General features: G+C 40.8%; 14 protein-coding genes. 12 read left to right on the plus strand and 2 right to left on the minus strand.

The genetic code is table 11. The features are described 5' to 3' along the window. The first annotated feature begins 141 nt into the window (after positions 1-141). Positions 142-1,485, plus strand: coding sequence for a sensor histidine kinase (locus K2F45_RS25255; protein ID WP_075994403.1), 1,344 nt, complete (start codon positions 142-144; stop codon positions 1,483-1,485). A gap of 83 nt (positions 1,486-1,568) precedes the next feature. Then, a complete protein-coding gene (locus K2F45_RS25260) occupies positions 1,569-2,243 on the plus strand; it encodes a response regulator transcription factor (RefSeq protein WP_248932640.1) in 675 nt (224 codons plus the stop codon). 3 nt (positions 2,244-2,246) lie between these two features. Here K2F45_RS25260 and K2F45_RS25265 read toward each other — a convergent pair whose 3' ends face one another. After that, positions 2,247-3,302 carry a DUF2157 domain-containing protein gene (locus tag K2F45_RS25265; protein WP_070570250.1) on the minus strand — a complete coding sequence of 352 codons (1,056 nt, stop codon included), beginning with the start codon at positions 3,300-3,302 and terminating at the stop codon, positions 2,247-2,249. A 157-nt stretch (positions 3,303-3,459) separates the two neighbouring features. Between K2F45_RS25265 and uvrA the strand changes: the two genes are divergently transcribed. The 5 genes from uvrA to K2F45_RS25290 all read left to right on the plus strand — a co-directional run bounded on the left by uvrA (position 3,460) and on the right by K2F45_RS25290 (position 11,186). Beyond that, the gene (gene uvrA / locus K2F45_RS25270; protein ID WP_159727395.1) at positions 3,460-6,300 is read left to right on the plus strand and encodes an excinuclease ABC subunit UvrA; all 2,841 of its coding nucleotides are present in this window, start codon (positions 3,460-3,462) and stop codon (positions 6,298-6,300) included. 302 nt (positions 6,301-6,602) lie between these two features. Then, positions 6,603-8,489, plus strand: coding sequence for a DNA mismatch repair endonuclease MutL (gene mutL, locus K2F45_RS25275; RefSeq protein WP_120335051.1), 1,887 nt, complete (start codon positions 6,603-6,605; stop codon positions 8,487-8,489). A 12-nt stretch (positions 8,490-8,501) separates the two neighbouring features. Next, positions 8,502-9,188 (plus strand): rhomboid family intramembrane serine protease, encoded by a 687-nt coding sequence (locus K2F45_RS25280; RefSeq protein WP_248932641.1) that lies wholly within the window; start codon positions 8,502-8,504, stop codon positions 9,186-9,188. A gap of 11 nt (positions 9,189-9,199) precedes the next feature. Continuing rightward, positions 9,200-10,078 (plus strand): rhomboid family intramembrane serine protease, encoded by an 879-nt coding sequence (locus tag K2F45_RS25285; protein WP_248932642.1) that lies wholly within the window; start codon positions 9,200-9,202, stop codon positions 10,076-10,078. Further along, complete coding sequence (locus K2F45_RS25290) at positions 10,023-11,186, plus strand: endonuclease/exonuclease/phosphatase family protein (RefSeq protein ID WP_248932643.1); 1,164 nt, start codon at positions 10,023-10,025, stop codon at positions 11,184-11,186. The genes K2F45_RS25285 and K2F45_RS25290 overlap by 56 nt, the downstream gene beginning before the upstream one ends. On the opposite strand, the gene K2F45_RS25295 is transcribed toward K2F45_RS25290, so the two are convergent. Continuing rightward, complete coding sequence (locus K2F45_RS25295) at positions 11,176-12,786, minus strand: S41 family peptidase (RefSeq protein ID WP_075994410.1); 1,611 nt, start codon at positions 12,784-12,786, stop codon at positions 11,176-11,178. The genes K2F45_RS25290 and K2F45_RS25295 overlap by 11 nt on opposite strands. Positions 12,787-13,097: 311 nt before the next feature. Here K2F45_RS25295 and K2F45_RS25300 point away from each other — a divergent pair, with 311 nt between their 5' ends. The 5 genes from K2F45_RS25300 (at position 13,098) to K2F45_RS25320 (ending at position 17,967) form a co-directional block, all read left to right on the plus strand. After that, positions 13,098-13,667 carry a hypothetical protein gene (locus K2F45_RS25300; RefSeq protein ID WP_248932644.1) on the plus strand — a complete coding sequence of 190 codons (570 nt, stop codon included), beginning with the start codon at positions 13,098-13,100 and terminating at the stop codon, positions 13,665-13,667. Between the two features lie 130 nt (positions 13,668-13,797). Beyond that, positions 13,798-15,195: a class II fumarate hydratase gene (gene fumC, locus K2F45_RS25305; RefSeq protein WP_248932645.1), complete on the plus strand. Its 1,398-nt coding sequence runs from the start codon at positions 13,798-13,800 to the stop codon at positions 15,193-15,195. Between the two features lie 105 nt (positions 15,196-15,300). After that, positions 15,301-15,732 carry a fumarate hydratase gene (locus tag K2F45_RS25310; RefSeq protein ID WP_248932646.1) on the plus strand — a complete coding sequence of 144 codons (432 nt, stop codon included), beginning with the start codon at positions 15,301-15,303 and terminating at the stop codon, positions 15,730-15,732. Between the two features lie 63 nt (positions 15,733-15,795). Then, a complete protein-coding gene (locus tag K2F45_RS25315) occupies positions 15,796-16,950 on the plus strand; it encodes an MFS transporter (protein ID WP_248932647.1) in 1,155 nt (384 codons plus the stop codon). Positions 16,951-16,965: 15 nt separating this feature from the next. Next, entirely contained in the window at positions 16,966-17,967 is a 1,002-nt protein-coding gene (locus K2F45_RS25320) for an acyltransferase (RefSeq protein WP_248932648.1), read from the plus strand. The last annotated feature ends 11 nt before the right edge of the window (positions 17,968-17,978 follow it).

Here is a 17,978-nt window from a genome sequence, read left to right on the forward strand (position 1 = left end):
ACCTATTTGACAATCGCGGCCATTTCATACGCTGATATTCTATGCTTCAAAAGTGTCTATAGTGACGGCAAATAATGGTTAATAAAGGGTTAATACTGGGTTAAGGTATATTATCTTAGCCCTCAGCAGTTATATTTGTGTATGGAATTGAAACCCAAAAGTTATATCGTCCTCTTCGCGTTATTTTTTGCCGTACTTATTGGCATACAGGGGTATCAATTGTACAATACTTATCAGCTCAAACAGCGTGATATTTTTGCCACTGTGAAAAGCAAGCTGGGCAAGCTTCATGACAACGACAAGCTTTTTGATGATGATTTAATGAGCAAAGACATTGCTAGAGATTACTACATCAAATTGGTTAAACATGAGATAACGGCCGAAAAATTAAAGGAGTTATACCATGCAAACGCCCATAAAACATCCCAAAGGCTCACGCGATATGTCGACAGCTTATTTCAACCCTTGGGAATGGATGTCATCCTGAAAAAGGAAATTTTGGGTATTTACTTCAAGAACCTAGAAAAACAAATCGCAGCGGGGCCTATCACTGTCTACATAACAAATGGAACGTTTCGTCAACCCGTAGAACTCTCTTCAAGCGAATGGATAACAGAAAAAACAGAAACACAGAAAATCAAAGACAGTATCCAAAGCCGAGAGATCTTGTACACCTTTTTTGTACATCGGAAAACTTCCTTTGAGGTAACGAATCTCAACTGGATATTGTTCAAAGAACTTACTTCGCTCCTATTGAGCACCTTATTTATTCTAGCCGCTTTTCTTTGGCTTTTTTATAGAACCATTCAGAATCTCCGAAAACAGCAGAAACAGATCACCGTACTGCACGATGTCGTCGACAATATTTCACATGAACTCAAAACACCTATTGCAACCCTGAAGATTGCCGCTAAAACACTTCGAAAATCAACAGACGAAAACATTATAACGGTTATTGAGCGACAAGTAAATCGCTTGGAACAGACAATTGATCCCCTTAACGAGAACCTTCAAACAACTGATCAGCCTCCTGTTACCAGAGCAGAACTTCAAGCTATTTTCGACGATTTTCAATTGACCAATCCGGCTATCGCATTCCAATTAAGTCCTTTGCCTGACGGCAAACTATGCCTGAGCCCAAATGATGCGACAACATTATTTCAGAACCTGATGAACAATGCCGTAAAATATGGTGCAACTTGGATTGATATCTTTTTTGAGGATCAAAAAGGTAAACTCTCGGTTTATATACAGGATAACGGTTATGGCATGGAGGAGTCCGAGCTACCCTATATTTTCGACAAGTTTTACCGTATCCAAAAAGACAATGTTCACGACACCAAAGGCCTGGGAATCGGCCTTTTCCTTGTAAAAAAAATCGTCGATCGTTATCACGGACAGCTTACTGTAACCAGCGAACCCAATGTCGGGACTACGTTTAAAATCCAGCTGCCGCATACGCTTGTTCCATCATCGGAAATATGACCAAAAACAAGGATAAGCTGTGAAAAGACAATAGGCGGCCATAGACTAAAGCATTTATATTAACTCAACTACTGAAAACAAAAATGAATAAAATATTACTCGTTGAAGATGATCCAGATTTTGGTTATATGCTTAAGCAGTACCTTGAGCTATCCACATTTGCCATAGACTGGATAGCGCAGCCCAATGATCTGACGGAAAATTTCCAGCTGCTAGCCGATTACGATCTGGTTATACTGGATGTTATGCTTCCTCAAATCAGTGGTTTTAGCCTCGCCAAAGAAATCAATGCACTATACCCTGCTTTACCCTTTATCTTCTTAACAGCAAAGGAGCAAAAAATAGATAAGCTCACGGGACTAAAAATCGGTGCAGATGATTATGTCACTAAACCTTGTGATCCCGAGGAACTATTGCTTCGCATACAAAATATATTAAAGCGGAATCAGAAAAATAGTACTCCAAAATCGATCGCCATCGGGAGCTATCTATTCCATCCTGAACAATTATTATTAAGCCATACTTTGGAACAATTTAAGCTCACTGAACGTGAAGCACAACTTCTCCTCTTTCTATGGCAACACAATGGTCAGCTTGTCACACGTGAAGAAATCCTTGAAAAGGTATGGGGAAATGCAGATTTCTTTACAGGAAGGAGCATGGATGTCTTTATTACGCGAATCCGCAAATATTTAAGTCTGGATCCCAATCTGAGCATCAGTTCGAATAGAGGTATCGGATTTACGATTCAATTTTAAGAGTTATCCAGCAATCTCTTCCTTCCGTTTGTTCCATAATTTCTCTGCCCAACGGCCGACAAACCAAAAGGACACGGCCAAAATTAAAAAGAACACTGCTCTATTGATATTATCCCAGAGATACTCGACATAGCGGGTATAGATATTGAGCACTAAAAATACAAAGCCTACTTCTCTGCTGACGTTATCTTTCGCTTTTAAGCCGTAGACAACCAGGAATACCGACACGGCAGTGGATAAAATACCCCAATAGAACATATGGTATTGACGTACAGTCGTCCATTCATAGAAATCAGCATAATTTCCAAAAATAGAAAGGGTCCACAAGGATACCATCAGATAGATCAATCCGACAATATAACTGATGGGCTGAAAGATTTGTAGCCGTTCAAACCTGGGTTGAACCCAAACAGCCAACGCGGTTATCAGTGCCCCAAAAATGGTAAAACGCAGCGGATAGTTCATCCCCCAAAACTTAAATCCCCAATTGCTATGGTAGGCGGTCTCGGTCGCAAACCATACGCCCAAGGCCAAAAGCATAAACGTCCAAATCAGCTTACTCTCGAGCTTAACGGCAAGAAAGCCATAAATCGCCACGGAGAGTAAAAATAACAGGGAATAGTGCATCGTATCTTTATCCAATACTTTACCCATAAACCCGATACAGGCCGCAGTTCCGAAAACCCCAATCAGCATCATGGTTTCCGTGGATAGATTTTTATAAGGATAGCGTTTCTTATACCGAAAACCCAGCGTATAGAATAATACAGCCACGGCAGCGAAAAAGAAGCAAAATAGGATATTAGGTGCTTCGTAGAGGGTATCCACAAAGGCCAAGAATGATGCATCTGTAAACAACGAAAAAACAGCGAAGACCAGAGATGCCAAGGCAATCCAAAAGGCATATCTAGCCAGTTGTCCCCAATCAAAACTTTTCACGTCTAAACTATCCATCAGCTCGTTCGCTTTTTGTTCATCCAATAAGTTCTCTTTCTTCCAAAATTGGACAATATCGTCGATCGATTGTTTCTCTTGTTTGCTGACGTCGTATTTTCGCATAAATTTAGATTTACTGTGCAAGGTACATTATTTTTTTAAATCACTTGTATATCACATTTTGTTCCAAAAGTCAGATAGGCTCGCATAATTCCTTTAAAATCTGTAATTTTGCATGTTTTGCATTTAATCCCTCACACGGGGACCTTAAGGAGTTTTCATGGCAGTAAAAAGAAGCCCAGATTTGGGCGAACAAAGTGAAGTTCAGGTATTTGGAGCGCGTGCGCATAATCTAAAAAATATAGATGTTTCTTTTCCGAGAAATGAATTGGTTGTTATCACAGGTTTAAGTGGCAGCGGAAAGTCTTCCTTGGCTTTTGACACCATTTATGCCGAAGGACAACGTCGGTATATGGAGACATTCAGTGCCTACAGCCGTCAGTTTTTGGGTGGCATGGAACGTCCGGATGTGGACAAGATATCGGGCTTAAGCCCAGTGATCTCCATTGAGCAGAAAACCACCAGCAAAAACCCGAGGTCCACTGTTGGAACCATTACTGAGGTGTATGATTTTATGCGTCTACTATTTGCCCGAGCAGGAGAAGCTTTCTCCTATGTGACCGGGAAGAAAATGGAGCGTATGTCGGACGATCAGGTTATCGAACGGATTTTGACTGAGTTTGAAGGACAGGCCCTGAACATCCTGGCACCAGTGGTTAAGGGACGTAAAGGCCACTACCGTGAGTTGTTTGAACAAATCCGTAAGCAAGGTTATGTGAAGGTACGTGTGGATGGAGAAATATTGGACCTTGTTCCAAAAATGCAGGTCGACCGCTACAAAATACACGATATTGAAATCGTCGTAGATCGTTTGAAAGTAGAGCGTGAAGATAAAAAGCGCTTACAAACTTCCGTGATGCAGGCGATGAAAACAGCGAAAGGTATCATCAAGGTCTCCACGAAAGATAATCAGGAGCAATTCTATAGCCGTTATCTCATGGATGCCGAATCGGGGATCTCTTATGATGAGCCACAGCCAAATACCTTCTCATTCAATTCCCCATACGGTGCGTGTCCTACATGTGATGGTTTGGGCTATATTTTTGAAATTGATAAGAATGCCGTTATCCCGGATAAAAAACTAAGTATTCAAAAAGGTGGTTTGGCCCCTTTGGGACCTACCCGGGAAAATTGGACTTCGGAAGTATTGAAAGCTGTCGCAAAAAAATTAGATTTTACCATTACGACACCGCTTGAAAAACTAACTGAAGAACAGATTGACCAGCTTTTATTTGGCAATAAGGAAGAGCCTATCGTTGTCACTGTATCTTATGGAAGTTATGGCACGCGTGAATATCGTGTTGAATTTGAAGGAATCTTTAAGATGCTGGAAGAGTTTTCGGGAAAATCATCGGATGAGGCGCCTTCTTTAGATGACTTCAGAACGAAAGTGACCTGTCCAACCTGTGCGGGAGCACGTCTAAAAAAAGAGTCTTTACATTTTAAAATTGCGGATAAAAATATCCATGAGCTCTCAACGATGGACATTACATCCATCAAAGAATGGTTTGATCAGGTTGAAAGCAAACTTGATGAACGCCAGCTCATTATTGCAACGGAGATATTAAAGGAAATCCGCGCACGTTTAGGCTTCCTGCTGGATGTCGGCCTAAATTACTTGACTTTAGACCGTACTGCTAAAACACTTTCAGGTGGTGAAGCACAGCGGATCCGTCTGGCCACACAGATTGGTTCCCAACTGGTGAATGTACTTTATATTCTGGATGAACCGAGTATTGGGCTCCATCAGCGGGATAACGAACGTTTGATCAATGCACTTAAAAACCTACGCGATATTGGCAATTCGGTCCTTGTTGTAGAACATGATAAAGACATGATCCTACATGCCGACCATGTTATCGACATGGGACCTGCTGCAGGCGTTCATGGTGGGACTGTGGTTGCCGAAGGTACACCAACAGAAATCTTAAAATCAAACTCTTTAACAGCAGCTTACCTCAACGGGACAAAAGAGGTTAAGATTCCTGAGAAACGCCGTGAGGGCAATGGAAAAACATTGTCATTACATGGAGCAACCGGACATAACTTAAAAAATCTGTCTGTCTCTTTTCCATTAGGAAAACTCATTGTTGTATCGGGTGTTTCAGGTTCGGGTAAATCAAGCCTAATCACAGGTACTTTATACCCGATTTTGAATAAACATTTTTTCAGAGCCAAAGCAATTCCACTGCCTTTCAAAAAAATTGAAGGGTTAGAACATATTGACAAAGTCATCGAGATCGACCAAAGTCCTATCGGCCGTACACCGCGGTCAAACCCATCGACCTATACTGGTGTATTTTCGGATATCAGAACCTTATTTGTTCAGCTTCCAGAAGCTAAGATCAGAGGCTATAAGCCCGGAAGATTCTCCTTTAACGTCAAAGGTGGTCGTTGTGAAACCTGTCAGGGAGCCGGATTGAAAGTCATTGAAATGAATTTCCTCCCCGATGTACAGGTTCCTTGTGAAACATGTCACGGAAAACGCTACAACCGAGAAACTTTAGAGGTACGCTACAAAGGAAAATCCATTTCCGATGTACTTGATATGAGCATCAACGATGCTGTGGATTTCTTCGAAAATGTACCGAGTATTTACCGAAAGATCAAAACACTGCAGGATGTAGGTTTGGGTTATATCACCTTAGGACAGTCCTCGACAACCTTATCCGGAGGTGAGGCACAACGGGTAAAATTGGCTACTGAACTTTCTAAAAAAGACACTGGAAATACATTCTATATCCTTGATGAACCGACAACAGGTCTTCACTTTGAAGATGTCAATGTCCTTATGGGCGTTATCAATCGCCTGGTCGGGCGCGGGAATACCATTTTGATTATTGAGCATAACCTTGATGTCGTTAAATCGGCCGATTGGGTCATTGATATCGGTCCCGAAGGTGGCAAAGACGGTGGGCAGGTTCTATTTGAAGGAACACCTGAAAACTTAATTAAAAATAATAAAAGCGAAACAGCACGTTTCTTAAAATTGGAAATGTAATGCCTTTGAAACGGCAGCCGCGAAGTATTATGTTTCACGGCTGCTGTTTGCCCGGGATGGCTCGGTTATTGCGCAGGAATGTTTTCCAACTCCTTGAGCTTTGTCTTACAGGGGGCAATAGATATCGCACACTGATTGACGGCCGAGGAATAGGGCGCAACTATTTATCAATGCCATCCATTTTCATTTGTATAAATGAACACATTAAAGGTTTTTGCTTTTAAAGAACATACGGAATGTCCAGTTGATTTTCATCAGTGTTTATACGCTGTAAATATGGATATTTCTTAACTTTGTATTATATGTCGGATATTATTCAATTACTTCCAGATAATGTTGCTAATCAGATTGCGGCGGGAGAAGTGGTGCAGCGACCAGCGTCTGCCATTAAAGAATTGATTGAGAATGCTATTGATGCTGGAGCTGACAAAATAAAACTTATTGTTAAAGATGCAGGCAAGTCATTGATCCAGGTCATTGACAATGGCTGTGGCATGAGCGTAACTGATGCTCGTCTTTGTTTTGAACGTCACGCAACATCGAAAATTCGTAAGGCTGAAGACTTATTCGCTATCCGCACAATGGGTTTCCGTGGTGAAGCAATGGCCTCCATTGCTGCGATTGCACAGGTAGAGCTCAAAACACGCCGCATCGAAGATGAACTGGGTACAGTTGTTGAGATAGAGGGATCAAAAGTTGTCAACCAATACCCGGAAGCTGTTGCTGCCGGAACAAATATTTTAGTTAAAAATCTTTTTTACAATATTCCTGCGCGAAGGAACTTTCTAAAGAGTAACTCCGTAGAAATGCGTCATATTATTGATGAATTTCAACGTATTGCCTTATCAAATCCACAGATTTTCCTATCCTTGCATAGCGACGGAAATGAGATCTACCATTTGCCGGCTGAGACGCTGAAACAACGTATTGTCCATATTTTTGGCAACAATTACAATCAGCGACTTGTCCCTGTGGAAGAAGATACGTCGATCATCAAGGTAGAAGGTTTTGTTGGGAAACCTGAATTTGCAAAAAAAACACGTGGTGAACAGTTTTTCTTTGTCAACAAACGCTTTGTACGTGATCCATACCTGCATCATGCAGTCATGAATGCTTATGAAGATATTTTACAGGCCGAAACATTCCCTTTCTATGTCTTATTTATCGACATAGATCCTGCACGCATCGATATCAACGTACACCCTACCAAGACAGAAATTAAGTATGAAGACGATAAGGCTATTTACGCCATTATCCGTTCAGCCGTAAAAAGATCGTTGGGACGGTACAATATTATGCCATCTTTGGATTTTGAACAGGAAACGAGCTTCACCAATCTCATTACAAAAAAGGCATTGGATGAAATTATCGTTCCAACGGTAACTTTTAATCCGGACTTCAATCCATTTGATACAGACAAATCAAAATCTGGCTCGAGCTACACGCGCTCAGAAAGCTACGCTGAAGGACTCAGTAAGAAAACAGGTGGCATACCCAGCAATTGGGATTCCTTGTACCAAATCGTCGAAAAGGAGGAATCTGTTCAGCTGCCATTGCATGCGGAGCCGGAATTGCATACGGATAGCTCACAGGTCATTCAGGTCGAAGACAAGTCATCCTCAAAGCTCTTTTTTCAGCTCCATAATAAATATATTGTTTCTCAGATTCACTCTGGATTTATTCTAATCGATCAACAGGCTGCACATGAACGCATTCTCTTTGAGCAATTTCTTGCGCAACTGGACCAACATAAAGGTCTGAGTCAACAAAGTTTGTTTCCACAGACTTTGGACCTGAATGCTGCAGATAATGAATTAATGAAAGACCTTCTGGAGGACATCAATGGCTTAGGCTTTCAAATTCGTGAATTTGGAAAAAATTCCTATATTATTGACGGAATTCCTGCAGACTTAGGGACAGGATTCGACGAAATAAAGATGATTGAGAAAATATTGGAGGATTACAAAAACAATCAATCTGAGTATAAGCTCGCTAAGCGCGAAAATCTTGCTAAGAGCCTTGCCCGTAATGCGGCCATTAAGCCTGGTACCGCGTTGGACAATACAGCAATGGCAGAGCTTGTGGACAGACTATTTGCCTGTCACTCACCCAATATCTCCATCTATGGCAACCCTGTAATTGTAACATTTACATTGCAAGAGTTAGCGGAAAAATTTGGCAAAAATTAGAAGATAAAATATATGTTTCCACAACTGACACCTGTTATCAAGAATTTATTGATCATCAATATCATATTTTATATTGGATCACAACTTGTACCTGTAGCATATGATTATCTTGCGGTCTATTATCCGGACTCCCCTTATTTTAAAATCTGGCAGGTGATCACGCATATGTTTATGCACGACAAGAAAGATATTAGCCATATCTTCTTCAATATGTTTTCATTGGTTATGTTCGGTCCTATGATTGAGCAGGTACTTGGGTCAAAACGTTTTTTAAATTTCTACCTAGTTTCGGGAATCGGTGCCTGGTTTCTTTATACAGCAGTGAATGGTATACAACTCTATAATGCGACAGGTTCTTTCGCTCCACTTCACGGCATAAGCGGAAACGAACTTATTGCCATAGCCAATACCGGAAATAATGAAGCCCTAACTTACCTCATTCCGATGTTGGGGGCCTCAGGAGCGATTTATGGTGTTCTATTAGCATTTGCCTACCTTTTTCCAAACATACCGCTTCAATTTTTGTTTATTCCTGTACCAGTCAAAGCAAAGTATATGATCGGTGGATTTATCCTCATCGAAATTTATATGAGCTTGTCTAGACCAGGGGATTCTGTGGCTCACCTGGCTCATGTCGGTGGTGCACTATTTGGCTATCTACTGCTTAAACTGTGGAAGATTAGAAAAGGAATTTATTAATATCGTGCGCAATGAATAACATCGGTTTAAAAGATTTTTGGAGACAAACCTATAAAACTGGCTCACCTGTACCTTTGGTGATCAGTATTCAGGTCTGTTTATTTGTCCTCATTTATTTTTTAGACCTGCTCTTCGAATTAAAAATTGTACCACAAAGCTTTTTGGAGCCTATTGTACGTCGATTAAGTTTACCGAGTAATTTCTCAGCATTTATCGCACAACCTTGGTCATTAATCACATCAAATTTCGTTTACGTCAAGCTTCTGACTATACTTTTTGATAGTCTTTGGCTCTATTGGGTCGGTCAGATCTTTTTTACCTTCTTAAACAAGAGGCAATTTCTATTTGTTTATATTGCTTCGTGGTTGCTCGGCAGCATTCTTTATGTGGGCTTTGGATCACTTATTCCCGTTTCTGATAGCGTGCAGCTCATGGGCGGTTCTCTCCCGTTGGCAGCAGTATTAGCCGCGATTGTGACTTTGATTCCCAAGTACGAATTACGCTTTCTCCTTATTGGTACTGTTAAGCTAAAATTAGTGGCTATTATTTATTTTGGACTGGAATTCCTTACCCTTACCATGACCAATCGACCTGCTGCCATTTCGTATTTTGCAGTTATACTTTTCGGAATGGGATTCACTTATGCGCTAAAATCGGGGATGGACTGGTCCACAATTTTCCAGAAAAAACAAAAGAAGCCTGCAAAAATGAAAGTCGTTGTAGGTAACAATATTCCGACAAATCGGAAACATCGTTATGACTTACCCAATCAGGACGAAATCGATGCTATCTTAGATAAAATTTCTGTTTCTGGCTACGACAGTCTAACGAACCATGAAAAAGAAACGCTCTTTAGGGCAAGCAATAGTGGTGACAAGGTTGATGGATAAAAGGACATTTTTAAGAAGAAAACTGGGCTTTATAAGTAAAACAATGTTCCTGGCAAATGTGCTTGCGATCGTTGCATTGCTTATGAGCTATTCGGCGACCTTCATTAATCCTAAATCTTTTTGGCCAATTGCATTTATGGGCCTGGGCTACCTTCCAATTCTCCTTATCAATATTGGATTTATCTTTTATTGGCTACTCCGCAAACGGAAAATTGCTCTTTATTCACTCGTCACAATCCTCATTGGATGGCCTTTTTTGACTAAACATTGGAACATTCGCAAAGAGAATGCCCCTGTTTCTTCCGAGACACGTACCCTGCGCATCATGACCTTCAATGCTCATTTATTCAAAAAAGTAAACGATGAGAAAAAAAACTTTAAAGCCGACGTGGTCCGAATTATCGACAGCATATCTCCCGATGTGATCTGCTTTCAGGAATATATTAGCAAGATCAAAGGAAAACATGTGTTCTCCGAAGAATTCAAGGATAAACTGGGCTATGATTATTTTTTCTTTGAACCTAGTTCTAAAAACGATTACGAGGCTTATGGAATGGCTGTCCTATCCCGCTTCCCAATCTATGATTCAGGTACCATCAGAGACAACGATTACGGAATCAACCGGATTAGTTATGTAGATATCAAAAAACAGGATACACTGATTCGCATCTATAATATACATCTCCGTTCTTTTGCCCTTCAAAATGAAGACAAGGAATTTATCCAAAATCTGTCGAATAATAATGAATCGGATAATTCGAGGACACGTAAATTGAGTCGCAAACTTAAGAATGCCTTCGAGCTTCGTAGCGAACAGGCGCATTCGTTAAAGAAACACATGAATGAATGTCAATATCCTTATATTGCTGTAGGTGATTTCAATGATACTCCAATGAGCTACTCGGTCAATCTAATTGGAGACGGGCTGTATAATGCATTTAAGGAGAAAGGTAATGGCTGGGGAGTAACCCATCATGCCCTGCTTCCGATATTCCAGATCGATTATATTTTTGCCAGCCAGAAATTTCAGGTGATGAACTATCAGATTGTCAAACAAAAATTGTCGGATCATTATCCTGTATGGTCTGATCTTAGACTTAAACCTTAGGCATTTGATACCCCAACGTTTTAAGACCTATTTCAATAAATTTATCTCTTCGGTTTTTGATTTTGTAATACGCTTCACGACCAAAATAATACCGACCTACCAAGGCCTCAATATCGGATTGAATTAAATCATGTAAGTTTTTTGCTTCTTTGGCTGTGACCGCGATCCGCTTTTGGCTATTAAGATATGAAATGAATAGATCAAATTCTGTTGCTGGCAAGTGATAACCACTAATGAAATTCTCGATAGAATATGCCGGCAGATGTTTCGTGAAGCGATCATAAACAAACTCTTCGATTGCATTGGAATGAAATATCTCGCGGTACTTGGCACTGGTTTCATTGGTGTCAATCGGGATAGTCACGTCCGGAAGAATACCGCCACCGCCGAATACAAGCTTTCCTTTGCTGGTTGTAAACATTTCCTTTTGGCTGAATTCGGTATCCATTGTCCATAGATCAAAGCCTGTCATGTATTTTGCTGCATCAAAATTCGCCCGTGCATATTTTCGCTGAATACATCTTCCAAGCGGTGTATAGTAGCGAGCCACAGTCAGATTGATTGCAGAACCGTCTGAAAAATCAAATTGCTCTTGCACCAAACCTTTGCCATAGGATCTGCGGCCGACAATAGTTGCCCGATCCAAATCCTGAAGAGCACCGCTCAGTATTTCGCTCGCTGATGCTGTGCTTTCATTGATCAGCACAATGACCCGGCCATCACCAAAATCACCCGCCTTCTCAGAATAGAAATCCTGGCGCAGTTCATTCGCACCCTCGGTATACATCAACAGTCTCTTTTCTTTGAAAAATTGACCAGCCAGATCAATTGCCGTATGTACAAATCCGCCACCATTATTACGTAGGTCCAAAATAAGATCTTGAGCTCCGCTTTTTCGTAAGTCAATGAGTGACTGGCGGAATTCATCTGCTGTCTTATGTCCAAATCTTCGAATTTTCACATAAGCTGTTTTCGGAGCGATCATATACGATGCATCTAAACTCGAAACATTTACCTGATCACGAATGACTTTTATTGGATTGCCCAATACTACTCCATTGCGTTGAATGGAGATCAATACAGCTGTTCCTTTCTTTCCGCGGATCAGTTTTTCAATTTCGGATTCGGCAACCTTTCTTCCGACAAGATCCTTATTACCGATCTTTAAAATGCGGTCGCCGATACGCATACCTGCTTTCTCAGCGGGACCAGCTGCAACCATCCCAACAACAAGTAGCGTATCTTTCAGGCGAAAGTACTCTACTCCGATACCATCAAATGTTCCCTCAAGCGTTTCCTGCTTTGCTAGCACTTGATTGGGTTTCAAAAAGGTGGAAAAAGGATCCAGGCGGGAAACAACATGCTCAATGGCTTCATCCTGCACGGTGTCTATACTGACATTGTCGACGTAATTCTCGGAAATTAACTGAATGAGATATTGTAATTTATCGGAATTGCCATTGGAGCGCAAACTTGAAAAGGTGGTTTTCTGGTTACTTCCCTGTTCCTCGGCATAATTTTGTCCCAACAGCAAGCCGAGAAGCAATACTGCAGCATATGTAGCGGCTACAAAAATATTTCGTTTAATACTTTTCTGCATGGGAAATCTTCATGAATTACCGAAGATGAGACAAACTATTCAACAATTAATTACTTTATCAAAAATAGCAAGTTTATTCGGTTAAACGAGTTTTTGAACCCATATTTTTACATTAAAAACAAAAAGTTCACGACCTGGTTTTGGTCAAGGAACAAAGCTTGTCCATGATTAAAAGTCTTTATCAAAAATCATAACCAAACAGCTCGTAGGAGTGCCAAACATTTAATTTCAATACATGACAATGATCTCTATAATTTAACTTGCAAATTCGCGTAAATTTATCTTAGTTTGAATTAAAAAGATTCCACTTTATGCACGAAATCGAACCTTATTACAATTGGCGGGACTATTACATCGCCGCTGAAGATGAACAATCCCCATTTTATGGTACAGTCTACAGCGAATTCGATTTTGACAAACAGATCTATAATTTTCTTTTGCACCCACAATGGGATGAATTCGGTTCGCTTACCTTATATCTGAAAATACTGTTTGTAGACTATGAGAAACAGTACTGTATTATCGAACTGATTGGTGAATGGAATGATGCAATCTACAATGACATCATGTTGCTCAAGCGAGAGATTATTGATGTATTGATCAGTCAAGGGATCAAGTATTTTATTCTAATCGGAGAGAATGTACTGAATTTTCATGCTTCAGACGACTCTTACTATGAGGAATGGTTTCAGGATATCGAGGACGGATGGATTGCGGGCATTGGTTTCCGTGAGCATGTTATTGAAGAATTCCAGCAGCAAAATATAGATTATTACATTAATTTCGGTGGTACATTGAACGTGATCCCCTGGCGGACGTTAAAACCGAAACAGGTTTTCCACCATGTAAATGATTTCTTGACAAAACGTCTTGGTTTTTAAAGCCTGCTTATTGTGTCTTTATGCTTTAATCCTTGTTCTTTACTGTATTATCCTGTAACTTTGTGAGTGATGTATGATGTGCTTTGCACATATGCTTTTAATTTTTACGTTTTACTTATACTTACATACTATGTCATTCAGAATTGAAAAAGACACAATGGGTGAAGTTCAAGTACCTGCAGACAAATACTGGGGTGCACAAACAGAGCGTTCACGCAAAAACTTTAAAATCGGACCGGCAGCTTCTATGCCACACGAAATCATCGCAGGCTTTGCTTATTTGAAAAAAGCAGCTGCTTATGCTAACCACGAGTTGGGGGTATTACCTGTAGAGAAACGTGATGCGATCGCTACAGTATGTGATGAGATCTTGGCGGGCAAATTGGATGACCAATTTCCATTGGTTATTTGGCAAACGGGCTCGGGTACACAATCCAACATGAATGTGAATGAGGTTGTCGCAAACCGTGCACAAGTATTGGCTGGACATAAAATTGGTGAAGGTGAACCTGTGTTAAAAGCAAATGATGATGTAAACAAATCACAATCATCTAACGATACTTTCCCTACAGGAATGCATATTGCGGCTTACAAAGCTGTTGCTGAAGTTACCATTCCAGGTGTAGAAAAATTGCGTGACACATTGGCAAAAAAAGCTGAGGAGTTTAAAAACGTAGTTAAAATTGGCCGTACACACTTAATGGATGCTACCCCATTGACTCTAGGTCAAGAGATTTCAGGTTATGTTGCTCAATTGAACCATGGTCTGAAAGCTTTAAGAAATACACTTTCGCATTTGTCAGAACTTGCATTGGGAGGTACTGCTGTAGGGACAGGATTAAATACACCAAACGGCTATGACGTTGTCGTTGCTAAATATATCGCTGAATTTACTGGCCTACCTTTCGTAACCGCTGAAAATAAATTTGAGGCATTGGCTGCTCACGACGCAATCGTTGAAACACACGGTGCATTGAAGCAATTGGCTGTTTCATTAAATAAAATTGCAAATGATATCCGTATGTTGGCTTCTGGCCCACGTTCAGGTATCGGTGAAATCTTGATCCCTGAGAACGAACCAGGATCATCGATTATGCCAGGTAAAGTTAATCCAACGCAATGTGAAGCATTGACAATGGTCGCGGCGCAAGTGATGGGTAATGATGTGGCTATTACAATTGGTGGAACGCAAGGTCACTATGAACTAAACGTGTTCAAACCATTGATGGCCGCAAACTTCTTACAGTCTGCTCGCCTATTGGGTGATGCTTGTGTTTCATTTGAAGAGCACTGTGCAGCTGGTATTGAACCGAACTACAAACGCATCAAAGAATTGGTAGACAACTCATTGATGTTAGTAACGGCACTGAACACAAAAATTGGTTACTACAAATCAGCAGAAATCGCACAAACAGCACATAAAAATGGTACTACGCTTAAAGAAGAAGCCGTACGCTTAGGTTATGTGACTCCTGAAGATTTCGATGCCTGGGTAAAACCAGAAGATATGGTTGGAAGTTTAAAATAAGCTGTGACTTTTATTTCAATAAAAAACATACGAACAAAGACATACCTATTGGCACTTGCCATAGGTATGTTTTTCTTTTTTACTGCCTGCAAATTCAATTCGGATATGCAGAACGAAGGCGCACCCTTTTTACAGGGAGAATGGGTCCAAGACAGTATTCCAGGACAACAGCAGATGATGCAATATACCTTGACCGATTTCAAGTTTACCTGTGATTCTGTTTACGCGACCATGCACGTCAACAATAAGGTACAAACAATTCCGGATAGCTGTTACAAAAATGGATCCTGGACAGAACATGCAAAGGGTATTTATGTTTTGCGTGGAGACTCCATCATTGTCGATGGTATTTATACCAAAGAGAATGGCAAGCAGAAAATTTCAGGCTGCTATCTTTCCGGACAGTATATCCCCCGCTTTAAAGTTGTTTATCATGCTGCGGATTCGGTGGTACTGGAAAGCAGATTAGATCAACGTCAGATCATCTTAAGAAAGACTAAAAATGTTACTTGTGTCCCTCAAAAAAGGTATCAATAATTTTTAGTACAATCTATTTATTATCTTCGTACCATTATCGTACAACCTCAACCTTAAAATACAATGAACAAAGGAATTATCGCTTTGGCATTTGGCGGACTTGCCATCGGAATGACCGAATTCACGATGATGGGTATCTTGCCTGATATTGCCAAAGATCTTCATATCGAGATCCCTACCGCCGCGCACCTGATTGCACTATACGCACTGGGTGTTGTTGTAGGTGCCCCAACATTAGTCCTATTTACGGGAAAATATCCGCCAAAGAAGGTATTACTTTTTTTAATGTTGCTCTTCTTTATTTTCAACGGCCTATTTAGTATTGCTCCAGGTCAATTTTTGATCAGCCTCTCCCGTTTTATGGCCGGGCTTCCGCATGGTGCATTTTTTGGTGTTGGATCTGTTGTTGCTGCTCGGTTGGCACCAAAGGGAAAAGAAGCCCAGGCTATATCTATCATGTTCACAGGAATGACCATTGCCAATTTGGCTGGAGTACCGCTAGGAACCTACCTCGGCCATCATTATTCATGGCGTTTGACGTATGGTATCATCAGTATATTGGGATTAATCACTTTTGCAGCAATTTATGCTTGGATGCCAAAAATTGAAGCTTCCAAAGGGAATAACATCTTTAGCCAGCTCAATTTCTTCAACAAAAAAATTGCCTGGCTATTAATGGCTATTATCGCCATCGGTACCGGTGGACTTTTTGCATGGATCAGTTACATCGCGCCTTTAGTAACCAATGTGTCGGGCATCGCTGCTGATCGTGTACCGTTGATTATGGTCCTGATCGGTGTTGGTATGTTTTTCGGGAATCTTATCGGCGGAAAATTGGCAGATACAATCTCCCCAACTAAAGCTGCGATCGCTAGTTTTTCTGCCATGGCGCTATGCCTTGTGATGGTTTACTTTATATCGCCTTTGGGTTGGACAGCCTATCCTTTGGCATTTATTACTGGACTGGTATCCTTTACCATTGGTTCGCCGACACAACTGATGTTAATTCGCGCTTCAAAAGAAGCTGCAACACTGGCTGCGGCAGGTGGTCAGGCCGCCTTTAACCTTGGCAATACCTTAGGTGCATTTTTAGGTGGCATTCCAATAACCTTACATTTTGCGTACAATACACCGTCCCTTGTTGGTGTGGGTATGGCGAGCATTGGCGCACTCCTAACCCTGCTGTATTTGAAAGCCTACGACAGTAAAAGTCAATAAAAACAGCATAATCAAATGGCGCGAACCAGTTATATCAGTGTACTACGTATTGTTGCGATATTCCTCGTTATCTTGATTCATTCCTCTTCGGGCTACCTAAACAGCAATGAATTTGAGTCATTCGACTGGAGTTATGCCAATTGGATCAATAGCTTCTCGCGCTTTGCCGTACCCCTGTTTGTCATTATTTCAGGCGCTCTGCTGCTACAGAAAGACGAAAGCACGGGACAATTTTATCGGAAACGTCTGTTAAAAATTGTCCCGCCCTTTCTTTTTTGGACGATCGTCTATCTTCTCTATTATTTTATTCGGTACATTGATTTTGACTACATTGGTTTTCCACAAGTTATTAACATTGTGTTAATTCGCTTAAAATCAGGAACAAATGCACACCTTTGGTATCTTTACATGATACTTGGGCTCTACCTTGCAGTTCCTTTCATACGCAAAATTGTTGGCAACTGCAGTAAAAGGGAGCTTGAGATCTTTTTGGGATTGTGGTTTGCAGCGTTATTTTTTACAAATAAATGGTTCAATAGTTACCTACCTAATTTTGACCTGACCTTTTTCTCAGGGTATGCGGGTTACCTTGTCTTGGGGCATTATTTGCGTAATTATCCAATCCAAATGATCAAATTATCAAGTTTTACGTTTTTTCTGATCTGTTGTTTAATTACGGCTTCGGGGACATCGCATTTGAGTGCTTCTCGCGGAGAGTTTGACCCGACACTTTACAACTATCTTTCGCCAAATATCGCATTGAGTGCAGGCTTTTTATTCATCTTCGTGCAAGGCCTTAAACTCCCAGAACAGCTCAACGCCTTCTGGGAATTTATCGACATTCACAGCTTTGGCATTTACTTATGCCATATTTTATTGCTGAATTATATTCATCCTTTGCTTCCATTATCCACTTTGTGGAAAATCCCGGCAGCAACGGTTCTCACCCTGTTGGCGAGTGCCTTACTGACGTATCTTCTCCGAAAAGTTCCCTACGGTAAATACATCAGCGGCTAATTCTGTTATCG

It is taken from the genome of Sphingobacterium siyangense (assembly GCF_023277505.1).
Classification (GTDB): Bacteria; Bacteroidota; Bacteroidia; order Sphingobacteriales; family Sphingobacteriaceae; genus Sphingobacterium; species Sphingobacterium siyangense.